This is a genomic window from Pantoea sp. 18069 (assembly GCF_902706035.1).
In the GTDB taxonomy this organism is placed as follows: Bacteria; Pseudomonadota; Gammaproteobacteria; order Burkholderiales; family Burkholderiaceae_C; genus Comamonas.
Genome location: NZ_CACSJA010000141.1, coordinates 1 through 402 on the forward strand (window position 1 = coordinate 1; position 402 = coordinate 402).

The 402-nt window shown below is 73.6% G+C and carries 2 protein-coding genes; both read left to right on the top strand.

Annotated elements, in window-relative coordinates:
- On the top strand, positions 1-201 hold a 201-nt coding region (locus GVL12_RS25930), incomplete at its 5' end, for a hypothetical protein (protein WP_200844109.1).
- 13 nt (positions 202-214) lie between these two features.
- The coding region (locus GVL12_RS26810) for a hypothetical protein (RefSeq protein WP_235033995.1) at positions 215-402 on the top strand (188 nt) is incomplete at its 3' end.

Below are 402 nucleotides of genomic sequence, written 5' to 3' on the forward strand. Positions count from 1 at the left end.
GGCGAAAAAGTGCTGGGCGGAGGCCATGCGGCGAGCACGGCGCAGGCAACTCCCGAGGACGCAGCCGTCTACGTGGGAGAGAGCCGGCCGGTCGCCAACTGTGGCGGCACGCCCGGCGCGTTCGGCTGGTCGGTCCGCGCGCTCAACTCGTACCGGGCGAACCTGCAGAGCTGCACGGCCTATGCCATCTGCTCGCAGTGACGCCCCGCCATCCATGACCACTGCGCCGCTCCCGGACCGGCCCGGCACGGCCGCCGCGCGCTGCGCCGCGTTCCCCCCTGCCCGCCGCATCGCTCACGGCGTGGACGTGGGCGCGGCGCTGGCGGAGATCGGGGCGCTGCCGGACGCTGCCTGGGGCGCCCATTTCAATAGCGGCAAGCACAACGGCGGCTGGCACGTGAC